We start from the raw sequence: 966 nt of genomic DNA, 5'->3' as shown, positions 1-966 counted from the left end.
AGTGATAAGATAAAGTGTTTATCTTGTATTTATTATAATATAAAAACCCTACAAAGAGTAGTGAATTAAAATATTCTCGCAATATATTATGCGTTAGAGACAGGTTCTCGAAGGATTTCTACGAGTCTTCAATATAAAAACAGCAAAAACAAACGCCAAAAAGGGCTTGATCATCTGCGTCTCACGTCTACTGGGCAGAAGATGGCGCGCATGCCCATTGATCCAAGACTGGCACGTATGTTGGTTGCCGGTAGCGACTTTGATTGTATCCGCGAGATGCTAATCGTTGTCGCAGCCCTTGCTGTCCAAGACCCGCGTGAGCGCCCAGTCAATAAGCGCCAGCAAGCGGATCAAAAACACGCAGAGTTTCGTCAAGATGATTCTGACTTCTTGTTTTATCTTAGCCTGTGGAAAGCCTTGTTTGAAAAGGATGCAGACGGCAATAAGCTGTCTGGTAATCAGCGTAAGCAGTTTACTAAGAAGAACTATTTGAGCTTTCCAAGAGTGCGCGAATGGAGCCAAACCCATCGTCAGTTGGTGCAGATGGTTACAGATCTTAAGCTGACAGATGATAAAGACAGCAAAAAAGAGGCGAATAATAGTGACCCTACCAGTATAGAAGACGAAGAAGTAAAGGCGGTCAAATATGCCAATTTGCATCGTGCATTACTAACGGGCTTATTGTCTACGATTGCTCACAAAACCGAAAATCGCGGAGAGTATCTCGCTGCTCGCCAGCAAAAGGCCAAAATCTTTCCAGCCAGTACCGTGTTTAAACAGGTGCCACCTTGGGTCATAGCCTTTGAGATAGTCGAGACCTCCCAAGTCTTTATGCGTACCGTTGCCAAGATTGAACCAGAATGGATCATCTCAGCGGCAGGTAACTTATTAAAGTATCATTATTTTGAGCCGCATTGGTCCAAGAAAACAGGCCGCGTGAAAGCTTACGCGCAGATTAGCTTGTTT

General features: G+C 44.0%; 1 pseudogene. It reads left to right on the top strand.

Annotated features, from left to right (window positions below):
* Positions 1 to 180: 180 nt before the first annotated feature.
* Positions 181 to 966: pseudogene (locus ACS8FD_RS17350) on the top strand (oligonucleotide/oligosaccharide-binding fold domain-containing protein); the annotation flags it as partial.

The sequence above is a fragment of the Psychrobacter sp. 1U2 genome, assembly GCF_051847575.1.
Note: the sequence above shows the minus strand (reverse complement) of the source record. Positions and strands in the feature narration are given on the sequence as shown.